Source organism: Paenibacillus ehimensis NBRC 15659, from assembly GCF_004000785.1.
GTDB lineage: Bacteria > Bacillota > Bacilli > Paenibacillales > NBRC-103111 > Paenibacillus_G > Paenibacillus_G ehimensis.
Genome location: NZ_BILX01000013.1, coordinates 95,084 through 114,078 on the forward strand (window position 1 = coordinate 95,084; position 18,995 = coordinate 114,078).

Annotated in this window: 12 protein-coding genes and 1 pseudogene; 6 read left to right on the plus strand and 7 right to left on the minus strand. The window is 58.1% G+C overall.

The genetic code is table 11. The features are described 5' to 3' along the window. The first annotated feature begins 74 nt into the window (after positions 1-74). The 6 genes from PEH01S_RS10395 to PEH01S_RS10420 all read left to right on the plus strand — a co-directional run bounded on the left by PEH01S_RS10395 (position 75) and on the right by PEH01S_RS10420 (position 6,288). Entirely contained in the window at positions 75-743 is a 669-nt protein-coding gene (locus PEH01S_RS10395) for a response regulator transcription factor (RefSeq protein WP_127485263.1), read from the plus strand. Beyond that, positions 740-2,107, plus strand: a complete 1,368-nt coding sequence (locus PEH01S_RS10400) for a sensor histidine kinase (RefSeq protein ID WP_127485265.1) — start codon at positions 740-742, stop codon at positions 2,105-2,107. Before PEH01S_RS10395 ends, PEH01S_RS10400 begins: the two co-directional genes overlap by 4 nt. A 71-nt stretch (positions 2,108-2,178) precedes the next feature. Beyond that, on the plus strand, positions 2,179-3,096 hold the full coding sequence (locus tag PEH01S_RS10405) for an ABC transporter ATP-binding protein (RefSeq protein ID WP_127485267.1): 918 nt from the start codon (positions 2,179-2,181) through the stop codon (positions 3,094-3,096). Next, positions 3,093-3,806, plus strand: a complete 714-nt coding sequence (locus PEH01S_RS10410; protein ID WP_127485269.1) for an ABC transporter permease — start codon at positions 3,093-3,095, stop codon at positions 3,804-3,806. The genes PEH01S_RS10405 and PEH01S_RS10410 overlap by 4 nt, the downstream gene beginning before the upstream one ends. After that, positions 3,807-4,541 (plus strand): ABC transporter permease, encoded by a 735-nt coding sequence (locus tag PEH01S_RS10415; protein ID WP_025849756.1) that lies wholly within the window; start codon positions 3,807-3,809, stop codon positions 4,539-4,541. A 265-nt stretch (positions 4,542-4,806) separates the two neighbouring features. After that, entirely contained in the window at positions 4,807-6,288 is a 1,482-nt protein-coding gene (locus PEH01S_RS10420; protein WP_025849757.1) for a DHA2 family efflux MFS transporter permease subunit, read from the plus strand. A 96-nt stretch (positions 6,289-6,384) separates the two neighbouring features. On the opposite strand, the gene PEH01S_RS10425 is transcribed toward PEH01S_RS10420, so the two are convergent. The 7 genes and pseudogenes from PEH01S_RS10425 to PEH01S_RS10460 form a co-directional block, all read right to left on the minus strand. Then, positions 6,385-7,182 carry a stalk domain-containing protein gene (locus PEH01S_RS10425; protein ID WP_051570413.1) on the minus strand — a complete coding sequence of 266 codons (798 nt, stop codon included), beginning with the start codon at positions 7,180-7,182 and terminating at the stop codon, positions 6,385-6,387. A gap of 31 nt (positions 7,183-7,213) precedes the next feature. Then, positions 7,214-9,301: pseudogene (locus PEH01S_RS10430) on the minus strand (M56 family metallopeptidase). Further along, positions 9,298-9,705 carry a BlaI/MecI/CopY family transcriptional regulator gene (locus PEH01S_RS10440; protein WP_127485275.1) on the minus strand — a complete coding sequence of 136 codons (408 nt, stop codon included), beginning with the start codon at positions 9,703-9,705 and terminating at the stop codon, positions 9,298-9,300. Before PEH01S_RS10440 ends, PEH01S_RS10430 begins: the two are co-directional and overlap by 4 nt. Positions 9,706-9,944: 239 nt before the next feature. Continuing rightward, positions 9,945-11,147 carry an MFS transporter gene (locus PEH01S_RS10445; protein WP_127485277.1) on the minus strand — a complete coding sequence of 401 codons (1,203 nt, stop codon included), beginning with the start codon at positions 11,145-11,147 and terminating at the stop codon, positions 9,945-9,947. Next, the gene (locus PEH01S_RS10450) at positions 11,140-11,916 is read right to left on the minus strand and encodes a DeoR/GlpR family DNA-binding transcription regulator (protein WP_127485279.1); all 777 of its coding nucleotides are present in this window, start codon (positions 11,914-11,916) and stop codon (positions 11,140-11,142) included. The genes PEH01S_RS10445 and PEH01S_RS10450 overlap by 8 nt, the downstream gene beginning before the upstream one ends. A 242-nt stretch (positions 11,917-12,158) precedes the next feature. Next, entirely contained in the window at positions 12,159-12,398 is a 240-nt protein-coding gene (locus PEH01S_RS10455; protein WP_025849763.1) for a DUF3951 domain-containing protein, read from the minus strand. A gap of 193 nt (positions 12,399-12,591) precedes the next feature. Continuing rightward, positions 12,592-18,876, minus strand: a complete 6,285-nt coding sequence (locus PEH01S_RS10460; RefSeq protein ID WP_127485281.1) for a WIAG-tail domain — start codon at positions 18,874-18,876, stop codon at positions 12,592-12,594. Between the last annotated feature and the right edge of the window lie 119 nt (positions 18,877-18,995).

The following is an 18,995-nucleotide window of genomic DNA, read 5'->3' on the forward strand; positions in this document are numbered from 1 at the left end:
GAAATTCCTGCCGCCCCAAAACGTGATATAATTTCAACGAGTTCATACCGTTTGCGAAAGAAAGGATATCCGATATGAAAATTTTATATATTGAAGACGACGCAGAAATCGGACAATGGGTCAGCGGCGATCTGACCGAAAGGGGGTACGAGGTTGTGTGGCTGACGTCCGGCGACCGGGCGGGCGAGCGGATGAAGGGAGCCGATCTCGTTCTGCTGGACGTGATGCTTCCGGGACTCGACGGCTTTACGGTCGGGCAGCGGCTGAAAAAGGAATACCCGGCCACGCCCATTCTGATGATATCGGCGCGGTCTTCCATCGAGGACAAGCTTCACGGGCTTCAATTTGCCGACGATTATGTGACGAAGCCCTTTCATCCCGACGAGCTGGCGGCGCGGATCGAAGTGCTGCTGCGGCGCTTCGACAAGCGGGTGTCCCCGCAGCTTCAGCTCGGTCATCTGCGCGTCCATCCAGATGAGAATCGTCTGGTCGACAGCGAGAGCGGCGAGGAAATTATTTTGACGGGCAAGCAGTTCCAAATCTTCATGTATTTTTTGCGTCATCCGAACCAAATTTTGACGAAGGATCAAATCTATGAAGCGGTGTGGGGAGAACCCTACCTGGAAGGCGACAAAACGCTGATGGTGCATATCCGCTACCTTCGCGAGAAGATCGAACGCGATCCCGGAAATCCGCAAATCATCGAAACGATCCGCGGCATCGGCTACAGGGTGAGATTATGAGCCCGACAGTCAAAACGAAGTTCCGGAATTCGCTGCTGGCCCGGTACGTGTTTATTATTTTAATCGCGCTGTGCATATGGCCGCTCGTGTTTCCGGTCGGCAGCCTGATTTATTACATGCAGAGCCAGCTGTTTTTCCCCGAGGCATTCAACATCTATGACAGCCGCAATCTGGAAAAAGCATGGCATCAAGAAGCGAAAGAGCTGGACAAGGCGGCGGAGGATGCGGTGGACGCCAAGCTCCGGGCATTGAAGGAGCGGTATCCGCTCGCTTCGATGTTCTGGGTAGACGCCTTCGGCCGGCTGCGGCTGAAGCTTGGGGAAACCGTTTCGGTTCCGCAGCAATGGACGATGGCGGACAGCATGCAATTTATGAAAAGCAGCTATGGCGGGGACCCGTTCACCGTCGTCGCTTTTATCGGCCAAGACCCGAAGCAGGGCTTCATGGTCCTGCAAATTCCGCGGCAGATGATGAAGAGCGAAGCGATCTATCCGTCCAACGACCGTTTTCTTACGGTATTTATTCTCTCCGTATTTTCGTTCTTCCTGTTCACTTCCTGGCTGTTCTTCGCCCGCATCCGCAAACGGCTTCTCCGGTTTCAAATCGCCATGACGGAGACCGACGAATCCGGCATTCCGCAGCCGATCGCCGTGAAGAGAGTCGACGAAATCGGGCAGCTTGGGCTGGCGTTCAACCATATGATCGACCAATTAAACAGCGCACGCCGGCGGGAGCAAGAAGAGGAGGCGCTGCGCAAGCAGCTTATCGCCAACCTGTCGCACGATCTGCGGACGCCACTTACGACGATTCGGGGCCACGCCTATTCCCTGCGCAAGGAAGCCTTATCGCCCAAGGGAAAGCAATCGCTCGACCTGATCGAAACGAAGGTAGACAATGTGGCCCAACTGATCGAGAACCTGATGTCCTATACTCTACTGTCGGCGGGAAAATATCCGCTGCAAACCGCCCGGACGGACGTGCTCAGGCTGTGCCGGACCTCCGTCGCCTCTTGGTATCCGGTGTTCGAGAAGGAAGGCTTCGATGTCGATGTCCGGCTGCCGGAAGCCGCCTTGTTTTGGAACGTCGACCCGCAATGGTTTACCCGCATTCTGGACAACCTGTTCCAGAACATCGTCCGCCATGCCGATTCGGGAAAATACGTCTGCGTCCGTACCGAGGAGCGGCACGGAACCACTGCCGTCGTCATCGCGGACAAGGGGCCGGGCATCCATGCGGAGTCGGATAACAAAGGGGCCGGCATCGGCTTGTCCATCGTCGCTTTAATGGTCAGGGAAATGAACCTGAAGCAGGATATCGTCAGCTCCCGCGACGGAACGGCCATCTATATGTACCCAAAATTTTAAACGAATTTTAAACGAAAGCTCCCTTTAGTTTTAACCTTCGGCGTCTATCATGAAAGCCGAGGTGATCGAAGGTGGGCCACGAATCCATTATTACCACACACAATTTATCCAAGCACTACCGCTCGCGCAAGGCGGTCGACAAGGTCAATCTGGATATCCGCAAAGGCGATATTTACGGCTTCCTCGGTCCGAACGGCGCGGGTAAAACGACAACGATCCGCATGCTTCTCGGACTCATCAGGCCGACGGAAGGCACGATCCGCATCTTCGGCAAGGACCTGAGAACAGAGCAGCGGGCCATCCTCCGCAAGGTCGGCTCGCTGGTGGAATACCCTTCCTATTACGGCCATTTGACCGCTTATGAAAATCTGGAAACGATCCGCCGTATTCTGGACGTGCCGAAATCGCGAATCGACGAAGTGCTCGCCGTCGTGCGGCTGACGAAGGAAGCGAAGCGTCCGGTCAAGGGCTTCTCCCTCGGCATGAAGCAGCGGCTCGGCATTGCCTCCGCCCTGCTCGGCAGCCCGGAGCTGCTCATTCTGGACGAACCGACCAATGGCCTTGATCCGACCGGGATTTTGGAAATCCGCGAGCTGATCAAAGCGATGCCGAAGGAGCACGGCATTACCGTGCTCGTCTCCAGCCACCTGCTCAGCGAAATCGAACTGACGGCCACCCGCGTCGGCATCATCCAGCAAGGCGCGATGATGTTCGAGGATACGATCGACAGGCTGCGCGAGCGGGCCCAGAGCAGCATCCGCATCGCGCTGTCGAACCCCGAGAGCGCGCGGCGCACCGTCGCGCTGACCGGATGCCATGCCGAGCTCCGCGAAGCCTCTCTGCTGATAGAGCATCTCTCCGACGATACGCTTGCGGAAATCGTCGCGCTGCTCGTTCAGGCGGGGCATTCGATTTACCGCGTGGAGGAAGTGAAGAAATCGCTGGAAGATATTTTCCTTGAGATGGTCGGGGAGGGAACCAGCTTATGATGTTCCGGGTGCTGGCTGCCGACTTTCTGAAAATTCGCCGGAAAGCGATCTGGTTTCTAATCTTCCTCGGTCCGTTCGGCGTTATAGCGCTGCAGGGGGCCAACTACGTGCTGCGCTACGATTACTTGATGAAAAAATACGCGGTCGACCCCTGGGGCGCTTTCCTGGGCAACGTTCAATATCTCCTTCCCGTGACCCTATTGCTCGGCATCGCCATCATTGCATCAATGGTCGCAAACATCGAGCACCAGATGAATTCGTGGAAGCAGCTGCTGGCCCTGCCCATAACCAGGGCTTCCGTGTTCAGCGCCAAATTTACCTTATGCATGCTGATGCTGTTCGTCTCATGCTTCCTGCTGGGCATCGGCATCATTGGACTGGGGCTCGGGCTGAAGCTCGGCACGGACGTGCCGCTGGCTGATATTGTCAAGCTGAGCTTCTATCCGTTTATTGCCTCTTTTCCGATTTTGGCGCTGCAGCTGTGGCTGTCCTCGACGATGCGCAATCAAGCCTTTCCATTGACCGTCGGCATTCTCGGAGGAGTCGTGTCGATCTATGCCCCCAAGATGCCCGACTGGTTTTTATGGAAGCTTCCTTGGCTGACGAACGAAGCGGGCAAACCGGAATACTCGGTCGCTGCCGGCCTTGCAGCCGGAATGGTCATTTTCGCGATCGGATTAATTCATTTTACAAGACGGGATGTGAATTGAATGAGAACGTTTCTGAATGTGCTGCGCTCGGAGTGGCTCAAAATGCGCAAGGCCAACATTTGGCTGCTCGTCTTCGTCAGTCCGGCGCTGGCAGCCGTCAGCGGCTTCCTGCAGCCCATGCTCGAAGACCTTCCCCAATGGGAGTGGCTGTTCACAACAACAGCCGCCATGCATGCTTTTCTGTTCCTGCCGCTGTTGACCGGGGTATTCGCCGCCTTCGTCTGCCGCTACGAGCATGCGGGCGGAGGCTGGAAGCAGGTGCTGGCCTTGCCGGTTTCCCGAACGCAGCTGTACCTGGCCAAATTTGCGATCGTCATCGCGCTGCTTGCCGTCACACAGCTGCTGCTGCTCGCCGTCGTCCTGATCATCGGTACGCTCAAAGGCTTTACTTCGGCTGTGCCTTGGGACGTTTTTTTGCGAAGCGTGCTGGGAGGCTGGGTGGCGACTTTGCCTCTGGCCTCCCTTCAAATGTTCGTGTCGGTCGCTTGGGCCAGCTTTGCCGCGCCGCTTGCGATCAATGTCATCTTTACGATTCCGAATATGCTTATCGTCAATTCAAGCAAATACGGTCCTTATTACCCTTGGGCGCAGCCCGTCCTGTCCATGCTGCCGCAGGGTCAAGCGGACTACGGCGCGTTTAACGTCCCGCCGGAGACGCTGCTGTTTGTTATTTTGGGAAGCTTCCTCGTCTTTTTCGCCAGCGGCCTTACTTATTTTCAAAGGAAAGAAATTTAGCAAGAAATTTAATCGAAAGCGAAATAATAAAGAGACCGATATTCTTGATAAGAGGATTCGGTCTCTTCGCCGTTCGCATGACAGGTATTTTTTAGTTTTAATAGAAAAATCGCAATCGATAAGAAACAACAGCCTGTGATCCATGTTACAATGGAATGGCTGCTGAACATTTTTTTGCCCCTACGTACCGCAATGCCATTCCATGTCGCACGGGAGGAATTAGAGAGAAGTCTGTTTATGCTTTTACAAAGAGAGGAGTAACAACGTGGAGAACCATACGAAATCAAACGATAGCGGAGGGACATTCGGGAGCAGAGCCAACTTTCTGGTCGTTCTGGTTATGATTCTTGGGGTGTTCGTAGCCATCTTGAACGAGACGCTCCTTAACGTCGCTTTGTCGAAAATTATGGCGGACATCGGGATTTTACCGAGTACCGCTCAATGGTTAACAACCGGATACTTGCTGGTTATCGGGGTGCTTATCCCGGTCACCGCTTTTTTAATTCAGAAGTTTACGACAAGAACCTTGTTTCTTTCGGCCATGTGCTTGTTCACGCTGGGTACGCTGGCCGCGGCTGTCGCGCCGGGATTCGGCATGCTTTTGCTCGGCAGGGTGCTGCAGGCGTCGGGAACCGGTCTGCTGTTTCCGCTGCTGACCAACGTCGTGCTGGCTACGGTTCCTTTGGAAAAAAGGGGCTCGGCCATGGGAACGATCGGTATCGTCATCACCTTTGCCCCGGCGATCGGACCGACGCTGTCCGGCATCATTGTGGAGCATTTCAGCTGGCGGGTGCTCTTTTACGGCGTCATCCCGATCGCGCTGCTCGTTATCGCCATCGCTTATCTGAAGCTTAAGAACGTCACCGAGACGACGAATCCGAAAATCGACGTCTTGTCGCTCCTGCTCTCCACCTGTGGATTCGGGGGAATCGTGTACGGCTTCAGCAGCGCCGGCGAAGGGCACGGTGGCTGGTCGAGCGGCGCGGTTCTTATTCCCGTTATCATCGGCGCCGTGGCTTTAGTCTTGTTCGTTTGGAGACAATTGACGATGGCGGAACCGCTGTTGGATCTGAGAACCTTTAAATTCAACGTATTCAGATTATCGACGGTCATCATGATGATCGTCATGATGGCGATGTTTTCCGCGATGATGCTGCTGCCGATTTTCCTCCAGGGCGCACTCGGCTACAGCCCGCTTCAGGCCGGTCTGGTCATGCTGCCGGGCGGGATTCTGATGGGCATCATGTCTCCGATTACAGGACGGCTGTTCGATAAATTCGGCGCCAAGTGGCTGGCGGTCGTCGGGCTGGCGCTTATCGCTAATACACTGTGGCAGTTTTCCTCGATCTCCCTGTCGACTCCGTACGCGATGATCATGATTTTGAACACGCTGCTGATGCTCGGGATTTCGATGCTGATGATGCCGGTCATGACCAACGCGTTGAACGAGCTTCCGCCGCGGCTATATCCGCACGGCACGGCCATTATCAGCACGCTTCAGCAGGTGTCGGGCGCGGTCGGAACGGCACTGCTGGTCACGGTGATGACCAACGGCTCTAAAAATTTCCTCGAAAACGCCGCAGGAACCAAAGCGGATGCCCCGCTGCCTATTCTGGCGATGATGGCCGGGATGAAGAGCGCATTTCTGCTGGCCTTCGGCTTGGTCGTCGCCGCTTGGATCGTTTCGTTCTTCCTGAAACGTGCGCAGCCTTCGGGAGGCGGCGGCGAACGGGTTTCCGCACACTAACAAGATTTAACTCCGGATTCGCCTTAAGCGATTGCGGACGCAAGAAGACGGCCTCGCCAAGAGTGGTGCCGTCTTCTTTGTTTACTACATGTGCCGTTATTGTTTGTCCACGATCACGATGGTCATCGATTTGGCTGTATGCATGCCGACAAAAAGGGCGCAGCCCAGAGCTTCCGACGCGTCGCGAAGCGGAATGAAGCTGGAGCCGTCCACGATTTGAGCGGGAACGCCGAATTGGATCGTTTGTCCGTTGATCGTCGAGGACTTCTGACCGATCTTAAAGGTCATGACTTCGCTGCCTTTCGTCGCCTGTACCGTTGGGGTTTCGGGATTCCATTCCACTTTCGCTCCGAGCGCTTCCAGCGTGGAACGAAGCGGCACAAGCATGCTTCCATCCTTAATAAAAGGAGCCACCTCCGGGTTCAGCTTCCGGTTATCGATGAAAATATGTACCCCCTCGCCGCGTCCGGCCCATTTCTCCGTCGCGCAAGTCATTTGATACGTTACGTCGAGCGATTTTAAGTCCGCCCCCTGGACCGCACCGGGAAACGTAACGTCCCACAGCTTGCTTTGGCCCGGCTCCAGGCTCAGACCCGTCAGAAACGCATCGTTGTCCCATTCCCGCGTCGCCAATTCGTTTCCGCCGCCGTCCTGCACGGTAAGCTTGAGCTTTTCTACCTTGTTGACTTTCGCGTTGCTGATGTTGACGAATACTCCTTTGACGACGAGCGCGTCTTTTTCATATTTGCCCGACAACGGCGAGAAAACGAGCTCGCCCACAGACTTTACGGAAGCTGACGCCGGGGCGCCGAAGGCCAGCATCCATGTGATCATCATAACGGATAGCATGCTTAATGCGAGAATCGATTTGAATCGTAGCTTCATTGTTTTCATGGAATGTGATCTTCCAAATGATTCGTCTTTTTTAATCGTTCATCGTCCCATCCACAGGGTCCACCCAATAGCTCCAAAACTCTCCCGTTCTGTCAACAATGGCGTGGACTGTCGGCTGCTCGGCCTTCGAAAAGGTATGATAGTAGGGATTATCGGAATCGAATTCAACCGTATAACCGGTCAAATCGATGCCGAACAGCTTGTTCACCATCGGTTTGGCGGCGGCGACAGTTTCTTCTTTCGTATAGATCGGCTTTCTATCCTTATCCAGGAGGAGGGGCAAATTGGCTTCATTGTCTTCTTTTTTGCCGTACGCCGAGATCGACTGGATTGCGCCTGTCTTGGCCCCAATCACAACGGTATAATAGCCGCCGTCGTCAAAGAACTTCCATGAATCGTATCGCCCGCTGGAATAATTGTGGTCTGCCTGTTTAAAGGCTACCGGTTTTCCGACATTTATCGTTTGGAGTGCTTTCAATGCAGCGTTTTTCGCTTTTTCGTTCCCCTGTGCAAAAGGATAGCTGATCAATATGCCTCTTTCGCTCAGCGTGTCCGCATCCAGGGTTACGATCATGTCTTTGCTCTGAAGCCTCCATTCATGCGTCGATTTACCGTCCTCAAACCGTTTCTGTCTCTCTACGCTCTCGGCGGCAAACGTTTTGTTTGCATCCACTTGACGAAAAGCTTCCGCAGCAGCATTTTTCACGGCCGCATCCGTTTCGTCCCACGTATATCGGACAAGAGCGTTCACAATTTGCTTCGTATTCCGGTCAATAGCGACTTGTCCTTTTCCGTTCTTATTCAGTAAGATCCACTCTGCCGTGATTTCAGGGTCCACCACTTCGTAAAGCTCCGCTTGCGAATCTCCCAGAAAGCGGCGCAGCTCTTCTTGGGCCGCTTCAACGACGTTCTTGTCCAACGGGATATCGTGAATCGTCAGCTTCTTCTTCGCTTCCGAACTGCCGGACGATTCCGTCGCGATCACAGGGGGCGCCGACAGATTGCCGGATGCGGACTCCGGCGAAGCTTTGGCATTGACCAGCGTCACGGAAGAAAGGGCAATGACGGAAGCCAGCCCGAGCGCCGACCAGCGGTAAGATTTTTTATGATAATTTTTGATCATAATGATTCTCCTTTTTATTTGTTGTTTGCCTCCCGATAAATTGGCCATACCGGGGGTCGGGTACAGGGTGGCGTAATGCTCCAACAAGCGAATGATCGTATGGCCGTAGCTTTCTTTGTGCTCCGCACCGATATAGGACAGCGCAAGCGCGTCGGCAGCCATTTCCTGATCTTCGCGCATCCGGTAATAGGCATACCACAGAACCGGATTGAACCAGTGCAGGATAAGCAGGCCGTTCATCAGCCAGTTCACGGCGACGTCCTTGCGTTTCACATGAGCCAGCTCGTGATAAAAAATAAACCGCAGCTGCCGGTCGTCCAGCATGTTCATAAGCGAATCCGTCAGCACAATGCGCGGACGCATAAACCCGAACACGGCCGGACTTGAAATCGGTCCCGCCGTGATTAACGGGATCGATTGTCGGATCGCCATCGTCTTCCGGCATTGTTCGAACAGACCGACAATTCCGGGGTCTGTAATGACTGGCTGCTTTGCGAGCCGGGAATAGACGCGCCGGTTCGCGGCAACGGTCAAGATCCCGAGACAAACCGCGCCCAGCAGTCACACGCCGAACGCGAGCTTATGGATCGAAAAGCTAGCCGAAGGCTGCTTTTCCACCGGATCAGCCGTCTGAACAGGCGGTGCCTGCTTGGTTTCCACGGGAGCGGTCTTCGTTGGCGCGGTCTCCGGCACCTCCTGGTGAACGACGGGAGATGCTTCCGGGAGACGCGGCGAAGGCGCTTCGGAAGTCCGTAGAGCTTCTTGGCCATAGGAAAGCAGGTTATATACACTGAACGAGCTTTCAGGCGCCCACGGCAGGAGCAATCTCGCCATAATGACCAGCCACAGTATATAGTGCCATCTGGGGGACAGCTTGTTCCTTGCGATGACTTTGACGAACAAGACGAGCCCGACCAGCACCCCGGCCATCAGCGAGGTCTCCAATACCCAGTCAAAAAAGCTCAAGAGAGAAAGGCTTAGACTGTCCATTGTCATCTGTCCTTTCTTCTTTCGCAGTCCGTCCCCTCTTCCGTTTTCTGGTCGAGAATCCGCTTGAGTTCGCTAATTTCGTCCGAAGACAGCTTCTGTTCCCGCAAGAAATGGACCAGCAGCGGTTTGACCGCCCCGCCGTACAGCCGCTTGAGAAAGGACTGCGTCTCGGTCTGCACGTAATCGTCCTGCGAAACCAAAGGATAGTACAAGTAGGTTCTGCCCGTCTCTTGAAAGGCGATCGCATTTTTTTGCAGCAGCCGGCTGATCAGCGTCCGGACCGTTTTCGGTTTCCAGTCCATTTGTCCTTCGAGAGCCTCGATCACTTCGTTGGCCGTTTGCGGAGACCGGGACCAGAGGATTTTCATCACTTCCCACTCGGCCTCGGATATTTTAGGCAGCTCTTTCATGAATCTTGCATGCTCCTTCCCGTTCATTTGGATTACTGATGTAATCCTTTATTTAGACTACACATGTAATCCTGAAATGTCAACTTCAAAAAATCGATGCAGCTGAAAAAAGCATGCCCGCTCTCCCATTCGGAAGAAGCGGCGCATGCTTTTGTTATAATTATTAGCTCCGTCCGGGCTGCCCTTTCGCGCCCCATGCACAAAATTTACGTGCGTTCATTCATGCGCGCCTGCGTGGTCTATTCCATGCTGCGGCCGGCGTGCAGAGGCGCGCTTTCCGGTTGAGGGCGTCTTTTCGAAATCGTAAGCACGACCAGCATGACGAGCATCACGGCCGAGTAGAGCCACATAGCCGTTTGAATCGGGAAAGCGTCCATGACCCGCCCGACGCCCAGCGGCAGCAGCGAACCGCCGAGCCCGTTAGCCGCGAGCAAAATACTCGTCGTCCTCTCGGTCATGCCCGGAAGCGACTGATTGGCGTAAATGAGCGCCACCGCAAACATCCCGGACATGCCCAACCCCAGCAGGAAGCTTAGTACGTAGCCTCCCCAGGCGTAGTGGCTGAACGGAAGGACGAGCAGCGCCGCTAAGCTCAGCAGCGTTGCCGCCCATAGAAAGCGGAAGTAGGTCCATCTGTCGCCTAGAATGCCGGTCAGGATTCGTCCGATCACCATCGCCGTCCAGTAGACGGTAACGGTTAGTGTCGCAAGCGAGCTGTCGATCCCCCACCGCTCCATAAAGATCGAAGGGAAGAAATGCACGACCGATACTTCGCTTCCGCCGTACAGGAAAAAGAACACGGCGCACAACGCCAGAAACGGAATGCCCGATCTCGCATAAGCCGGGCGCTGCGTCTGTCCTCCGCCGGACTCCGCTTCTTTGCGGGCCAGCATGCCGTCCATTTCCCCGAAGGACATCCGCCTCCAGACGATCGCCGTCGCGAGCGCGCCGGTGCCGAGCAGAAAAAACGAATACGTCCACAGCCCTTTGGCAATCAGGAAGCTGGCGATCGAAGGCATGACAAGCGCGCCGACACCGAACGTCACCTCAAGCTTGCTCATGGCCGCCGCCTGCTTCTGCTTCACGGCCAGAAGGATGATCGTGCCGATGCACGATTCGACCAAGCCGGTGCCGAATCCGGCCAGCCCCGCCAGCAGAACGACCGCCGGCCATGGCGGAAGCAAACCGGCGAACAGCTCCATCCCGACCAGCCCCAGCCCGAGCAGGACCGCCGATTTACGCCCGAGCTTGCGGGAAATCGCCGGCATGGAGAGCACGCCGCTGAGCAAGCCGACAAACTGCACGAAAATAAGCATGCCCCCGCTGCCGTAGCTTTGGGAATAATGCGCAAGCAGCTCGGGCAGCACCGCGCCGACGATGACCGTGCTCACGCCGGTAATGACATAACACAAACATCCCATCCAAATCAACCGGTTAATCATGAGGCTCTCCTTCTCCTGCGATCAGAAGCTCCACCTGATGCTTATGAAGCTCTTCTTTCATTTCGTCGCTCGGCTCCCGGTCCGTTATTATAATGTCGATCCCCTCCAGCCCGGCGACGCGGTGAAACAGCTTCTTGCCGAATTTCGTATGATCGGCCAGCACAATCACTTGGTCCGACTTGCGCATGACCTGCCGGATCAAATAGCTCTCCTCCTCGAACATCGTCGTCAGACCGTGCGGCGCGATGCCGCACGTGCCCAGCAGCGCTTTGTCCACCTGATATTCGGACAGCATTTCCAGCGTCCGCGCCCCGTATACCAGCCGCTGCTCGTTATCCAGCAGGCCGCCGAGAAGATGGATGCGGATCTCGTCCTTCTGCGTCAGCATGCCCGCCAGATCGATCGAATTCGTAACGACCACATTGCGCCGGGTCCGCATCGCCTCCACGGCGCAGCGCACCGTCGTGGAGGAATCGGTATACAAATAATCGCCATCGTGAATCAGCGTCGCCGCCAGCCTGCCGATCGCCTGCTTGGACGGGGTATCCAACTGCAAGCGCTGCTCGTAGTTCGGCACCTCCTTGGAGATCGACGGCAGCATAGCGCCTCCGCGGGTACGAATGATGCTCCCCTGCTCCTCCAGCTTGATCAGATCGCGCCGGGCGGTATCCCACGAGATCTGCAGCCACTCGCAAATTTCCGTGACGGTGATGCGCTGTTTTTCCTGTAACTTTTGTAAAATCGCAATTAGTCTTTCTTCTTGAAACATGCGTATTCTCCTTCCAATACTCCGCCTTTTTTAAGTTATTATAAGTTATATTAAGCTAATTTAAGTGATATTCTTGATTATAAACCAAAATCGACAGATTACAAGCGTTTGTGCAGAAAACGGCCTCCTGGTTGAGCCCAAAATAAAACGACGGGGAAGGATCGTGATTCCTTCGCCCGCCGCTTCGCATTTTGGATAGTAAAGCTTCCGCCGGCACAGCAATGACTTTTCCAAAAAAGGCTTTAATGGAGGGGTGTTTTGCTTATATTTTTGTCCTTATCATCGCCATGCTCGTCTTTCTCTTCCTTCTCCTGCTTTTCTTCGTGAAATTCGATCGGCGTATTTCCCGTAATCTGATCGAATGGAGTGTAATCGCTGTTCGGGATCGCCTTCCCTGCAATCATCTTGCAGATAATGATCGTAAGTAAAACGATGATCGGAACGATCAAGGAAAGCATCGTATATAAAGCAAAATCGTCCATGTTCCAGGCCCGTCCTTCTCCTTAGATTAGCCATACTTTCCTCCGGCCGTTTAACTTTTATACGCAGGGGACCGCAGAGCCGTTGCGCGGACCGGGCTGTCAGGTCAAAAAATATCCCCGTAAAGCTTCGGCTTCAAAGCCGCTGCTCAACGGGGATGTACAGCCTTCCTTGAGGAAAACATGGCCGCTTCACTTACTCGTTCGCCGCGCCGATCGCAATCCAGTTGACCACGCCTTGCAGCTCCGGGGAAAACTTGGAACGGACTACTTCCACAATAGCGCCGTCGGGCTCCTTCTGCTGAATGACGGCGTACGTGTTCGTCTGATCTGTCGAAGCGACCAATACATAGTTGTTGTCCGCAAAAGGCCGGTCAAAGATCAGCATGACTTCCGTCAGCTCGTCTTCGAGGCTTAGCAGGAACGGACTAATCCCGAACTGTTGCACCGTCGTCCGGACTCCAACCGTCTGCACCGGCTGGAAGGACAAATGCTCCGGAGTGACCGCTCCCGCCGCCAGGTGCTCCGATCCCACGCTTTCCGGCTGCAGCCGGCTGCCCCCTGCGGTATCGGCTTCCGAATCTTGCGCTGACCCGGCTTCCGTTGCGAGACCAAGCGCACTAATACGGACCTCCGCCAGCTCCGGCTCAAGCCCGGTAACCAGCCCTGTCTCCGCTCCCAGCACAAATGCTGCCATATCCATGCCGGGTGCCTCGAATTCGCTCCGGATACCGTTGTCTTCCGTTTCGCCGCTGGGATCGAAACGATCCGGATCGCCGGACTTGTGGGCGACATCGGCATCGTCCTGCTCCTCCTCAGCCGACCGCCTGTTCAGCAGTTCCTGCAGCGACGGGTCCAAATGAATGAAGGAAATCGTACCCGGCACCAGATGGTAGCCCGAGATCGTCTCCTGCTTGATATGCAGCCCGTCGACCGACTCGACGCACAAATGATCCGCCGTCACGGAACGCTGCGCCAGTTTCTCCGACGTCACCGCTTGCGATTGCAGCTGAGCTTCACCTACGGCTTCCGCCGCTAGCTGCTCTGCGCCCACTGCGCCTTCGGCCAGATGCCGGCTGCGTACCGCCCCTTCCGCCAGGTGCAGGGCCAGCACCGCGCCCCCAGTCAGATGTCGGCTGCGCACCGACTCTTCCGCCAGATGCTGGGTCGTCACCGCGCCTTCCGCCAGCTTCTCCGACGTCACCGCTTGCGCCTGCAGCTGCGCTTCACCTACGGCTTCCGCCGCTAGCTGTTCCGTGCTCACCGCGCCTTCCGCCAGATGCCGGCCGTGAACCGCTCCTTCCACAAGGTGCAGCTCCGTCACTGCGCCTTCCGCCAGCTTCTCCGATGTCACCGCTTGCGCCTGCAGCTGCGCTTCGCCTACGGCCTCCGCCGCAAGCTGCTCCTCGCCCACCGCGCCTTCCGCCAAGTGCCAGCCGTGAACCGCTCCTTCCGCGAGGTGCTGGGCCATTACCGCGCTTTCCGCCAGCTTCTCCGACGTCACGGCCTCCGCCTGCAATTGCGCTTCGCCTACGGCTTCCGCCGCAAGCTGTTCGGTGCTCACCGTGCCCTCGGCTAAGTGCCGGCCGCGAACCGCTCCTTCCGCCAGGTGTTGAGCCGTGACCGCTCCTTCCGCCAGCTTCTCCGAGGTCACGGCCTCCGGCTGCAATTGCGCTTCGCCTACGGCTTCCGCCGCTAGCTGTTCCGTGCTCACCGCACCTTCCGCCAGATGCCGGCCGTGCACCGAGCCTTCGGCCAGGTGCAGCGCCGTCACTGCGCCTTCCGCCAGCTTTTCCGATGTCACCGCTTGCGCCTGCAATTGCGTTTCGCCTACGGCTCCCGCCGCTAGCTGCTCCGCGCTTACTGCGCCCTCGGCCAGATGCCGGCCGCGAACCGCGCCTTCGGCCAGATGCTGAGCCGTGACTGCGCCTTCCGCCAGCTTCTCCGACGTCACCGCCTTTGCCTGCAATTGCGCTTCGCCTACGGCTTCCGCCGCAAGCTGTTCCGTGCCTACCGCGCCTTCGGCCAGATGCCGGCCGTGAACCGAGCCTTCGGCCAGGTGCTGCGCCGTCACTGCGTCTTCCGCCAGCTTCTCCGACGTCACCGCTTGCGCCGCCAGCTGCGCTTCACCTACGGCTTCCGCCGCCAGCTGTTCCGTGCCTACCGCGCCTTCGGCCAGATGCCGGCTTCGTACGGACTCTTCCGCAAGGTGCTGGGCCTGCACCACGCCTTCGGCCAGCTTCTCCGACGTCACCGCCTCCGCCCGCAGCTGCGCTTCGCCTACGGCTTCCGCCGCCAGCTGTTCCGTGCCTACCGCGCCTTCGGCCAGATGCCGGCCGTGAACCGAGCCTTCGGCTAGGTGCAGCGCCGTCACTGCGCCTGCCGCCAGCTTCTCCGACGTCACCGCCTCCGCCCGCAGCTGCGCTTCACCTACTGCTTCCGGCGCAAGCTGCTCCGCACCTACCGCGCCTTCCGCCAGATGCTGGCCGCGTACGGCCCTTTCCGCAAGATGGAGAGCCAGCACCGAGCCACCTGCCAGATGCCGGCTTCGCACCGATTCTTCCGCGAGGTGCAGGGTCGTCACCGCGCCGTCGGCCAGCTTCTCCGACGTTACCGCCTGCGCCTGCAGTTGGGCTCTGCCTATCGCCTCCGCCGCGAGCTGCTCCGCGCCCACCGCGCCCGGCTTCAGATGCGCCGCCGTCACTGCGCCTGCCGCCAAGCGGCTGCCGTCCACGGCTCCTTCCGCCAGGTTCAGCGTCGTGACCGCACGATCCGCCAGATGCCAGCCGCGAACCGCTCCTTCCGCGAGGTGCTGCGCCGTGACCGTCCCTTCCGCCAGCTTCTCCGACGTCACCGCCTGCGCCTGCAGTTGGTCCGGGCCTACCGCTTCCGCCGCAAGCTGCTCCGTGCGGACCGAACCCGGCGTTAGATGCGCCGTCGTCACAGAGCCCTCCGCCAGGCGGCTGCCGTCCACCGCGCCCTCCGCGAGATGCTCTGTGGTGACCGCGCCTTCCGCTAAATGCCGGCCGCGAACAGCCTGATCTTCAAGGTGCAGCGCCGTGATTGCGCCTTCCGTCAGATGCCGGCCGCGAACCGATTCTTCCGCCAAGTGCAGCGCCGTCACCGCGCCTTCCGCCAGCTTTTCGGCCGTGACGGCCTGCGCCTGCAATTGGGCTGCGCCTACGGCCTCCGCCGCCAGCTGCTTCACGCCTACCGAGCCTGGCGTTAGATGCGCCGTCGTGACTGTCCCCTCCGCCAAGCTTCTCGCGTCGACCGCTCCCTCGGCGAGGTGCTGCGCCGTCACTGCGCCGTCGGCCAGCTTCTCCGACGTCACCGCCTGCGCCTGCAGTTGCGCTTCGCCTACGGCCTCTGCCGCCAAATGCGCTTCGCCCACGGCGCCCGGAGTCAAATGCCTCGCTGTCACGGAACCTTCCGCCAGACGGCTTTCGTCGACCGCTTCCTCGGCGAGGTGTCTCGTCGTTACCGCGCCTTCCGCCAGCTTTCCCGACGTCACCGCCTGCGCCTGCAGATGGGCTTCCCCCACGGCTTCCGCCGCCAACTGCTCCGCGCCCACAGCGCCCGGCGTTAGATGCGCCATCGTGACGGAGCCCTCCGCCAAGCTTCTTGCGTCGACCGCTCCCTTTGCGAGATGCCGCGCCGTGACTGCACCTTCCGTCAGCTTCTCCGACGTCACCGCCTGCGCCTGCAGATGGGCTTCCCCCACGGCCTCCGCCGCCAGCTGCTCCGTACCCACTGCGCCCGGCTTCAGATGCACTCCCGTCACCGAGCGCAGCGCCAGCTTTCCCGACGTCACCGCCTGCGCCTGCAGGTGGGCTTCCCCCACGGCTTCCGCCGCAAGCTGCTCTGCGCCGACGGCGCCCGCCGTGAGGTGCAGCGACGTCACAGACTCCTCCGCCAAGCGGCTGCCGTCGACCGTGCCTTCCGCCAGATGCCGGCCGCGTACCGATCCGTCCGCAAGGTGCAGCGCCGTGACCGCACCTTCGGCCAGCTTCTCCGACGTCACCGCGGCTGCCGCCAAGTGATAGCCGCTCACCGCACCTTCCACCACGTGCGGACCGCGCACCGAGCCTTCCATCAGGTGCTGCGTCATCACTGCGCCTTCCGCCAGCTTTTCCGACGTGACCGAATACGACTGCAAGTGGGCTTCGCCTACAGCCTCCGCCATCAGATGCTTCGCCCCGACCGCATTCGGCACCAGATGCGCTGTCGTCACGGACCCTGCCGCCAAGCGGCTGCTGTCGACGGCCCCTTCCGCCAAATGCGGACCGCGTACCGATCCTCCCGCCAGATGCTGCGCCGTGACTGCGCCTTCCGCCAGCTTTTCGGCCGTCACAGCCTGCGCTTGCAGCTGCGCTTCGCCCACGGCTCCGGTCCTCAGATTCTCCGTACCAACCGCACCGGGAGTTAGATGTGCAGCCGTCACGGACCCTTCGGCCAGATGGCTGCCGTTCACCGCGCCTTCCGCCAGATGCTGACCTCGAACGGCGCCCTCCGTAAGGTGCTGCGCCGTTACCACACCGGGCGTCAGATGCTTCGCCGTCACCGCGCCCGCTGCCAAGCGGCTGCCGTCGACCGCCCCCTCCACCAAATGAGGACCGCGTACTGCTCCCTCCGTCAGGTGCAGAGCCGTCACCGCGTTTTCCGCCAGCTTCTCCGACGTGACCGCGCCGTCTTCCAGTTTATCCCGGGTGACGGCGCCGGTAGCCAGCTGGTGCATCTTCACGGACGCTTTGCCGAGATGCGCATTTTGTATCGCGCCGAAAGCCACATGCTCCGCCTGCACCGATTCCTTGCCCAGCTTCTCCGAGGTTACGCTTGCGGAAGCCAGCTTCGCGGTCGTCACAGCCAAATTGGTCAGCTTGTCGGTCGATACCGATTCGCCGGACAGCTTGGAGGTGGTGACGCTGTGTTTCGCCAGGTGCGTAGTTTGTACCGCCCCCTCCTGCAAATGCTGGGGCTGCACCGCCGCCCCGGCCAGCTTGTCGGAGGTGACAGCCCGGTCCTGCAGCTTCTCCGTCGCAATCGAGCGCTCCTGCAGATGATCCGTACCGACGGCGAAGGAGGCAATATGCGAGGCCTGCACGGCCTTGTCGGCCAAATGCAGCGAATTGACGGCGTCTTCTGCCAAATGCTCGCCGGAGACCGATCTTTTCGCCAGCTTCCGCGAGGTAACGGCTTGCTCGCCCAATTTCTCGGAAGTGACGGAGGAGTCTGACAGCTGTTGCGTGCTGACGCTATAAAGCGCCAATTTATCGGCTGTCACCGCGTGGGCGGACAAGTGGCGGCCTTCCACCGCTCCGTTTTGCACATGCCGGCCTTCAATCGCCTTTTCCTGCACATGCTGCCCCTGTACCGCTTCCTTGGACAATTTGCCGGAGGTCACAGCTCCGTCCTTCAGATGAACGGTCTGCACCGCATCTTCCGTCAGATGACTTGCGTCGATCTGCTTCGGCGAAATATTAACGCCTCGGATCAACCCCGCCGTCAAATGATCGTGCAGCACCGAATTCAGCTTCAAATGCTCGGAAGCCACGCTCCAAGGCGCCAGCTTCTCCTCCGTGACCGACTGGGGGGCCAGCTTCTCGGCGCCGATTTCTCCATCGGCCAGCTTGGCGGAGGTCACTGAAAAATCGCGCAGCTTTTCCGTCGTCACCGCGCCTTCCAACAGCTTTGACGAATTGATCACGCCGTTGGCCAAATGAATCGATTGAATGGCGCCGCTTCGGATTTTCTCCGACGTAATCGACTGATGCTGAATCAGCTCCCCGGTAATGGCCTCGTCGGCAAAATGCTTCGTGTGGATCGATTTTTCGGCAATTTTCATCCCATCGATCGTCTTATCCGCCAGCTTCTCTGAAGTAACGCTGTTGTCCTGAAGCTTCTCCCCGCTGATCGCTCGGTCTTGAATTTTTTCCGTTGAGACCGAGGCCTTGGCAAGGTGCTCCGCCGTCACCGACTGAAAAGCCAGCTTCTGCGCCGTAACGCTCCGGTCCGCCAGCTTGGTGCTGTCTACCGCATAGTCGGTCAAATTGTCCCGGCCGACGCTATTCCGTTTGATCCGGGTGCCGTCGACGGCATAACGCGCAATTTTTTCCGTCGTGACCGACTCTTCGGCCAAATCGTCCGTATACACGGTCGTTCCCTGCGTGAACCGCGGTCTGGCCGGCTCTTCAACGGCCCGGGGAGGTTCCACCCGAGGGGCTTCAACCCGGGGCGCTTCAACCCGGGGAGGTTCTGCCCGGGGAGGTTCCGGAACCGGATGCCATTGGACATCCTCTTGTTGTTGTTCTTCTTCCTCAAGGACTAGATGACTGACGCTGATATCATCGTCAAAATCGGCTTGCGGCCTCAAGGTTCGCGGCTTGTCGTCCAGCCATTTCAGCTCATTAATGTACGAATCCATGCGCTTGCTGCGCACCGGTCGTCGCGTGCCGGGAACCCGGCGGTTTTCTCGCTTCATGCTATGTCCTCCCATATGGTGTCATGCCTAGTTGGCCAGGCTGGAAATGATTGCAAGTAGACACTTGTAACATATGCATTCACCCAAAGGGAGGTCATTCGCCCGGCAAAAAATGGGCA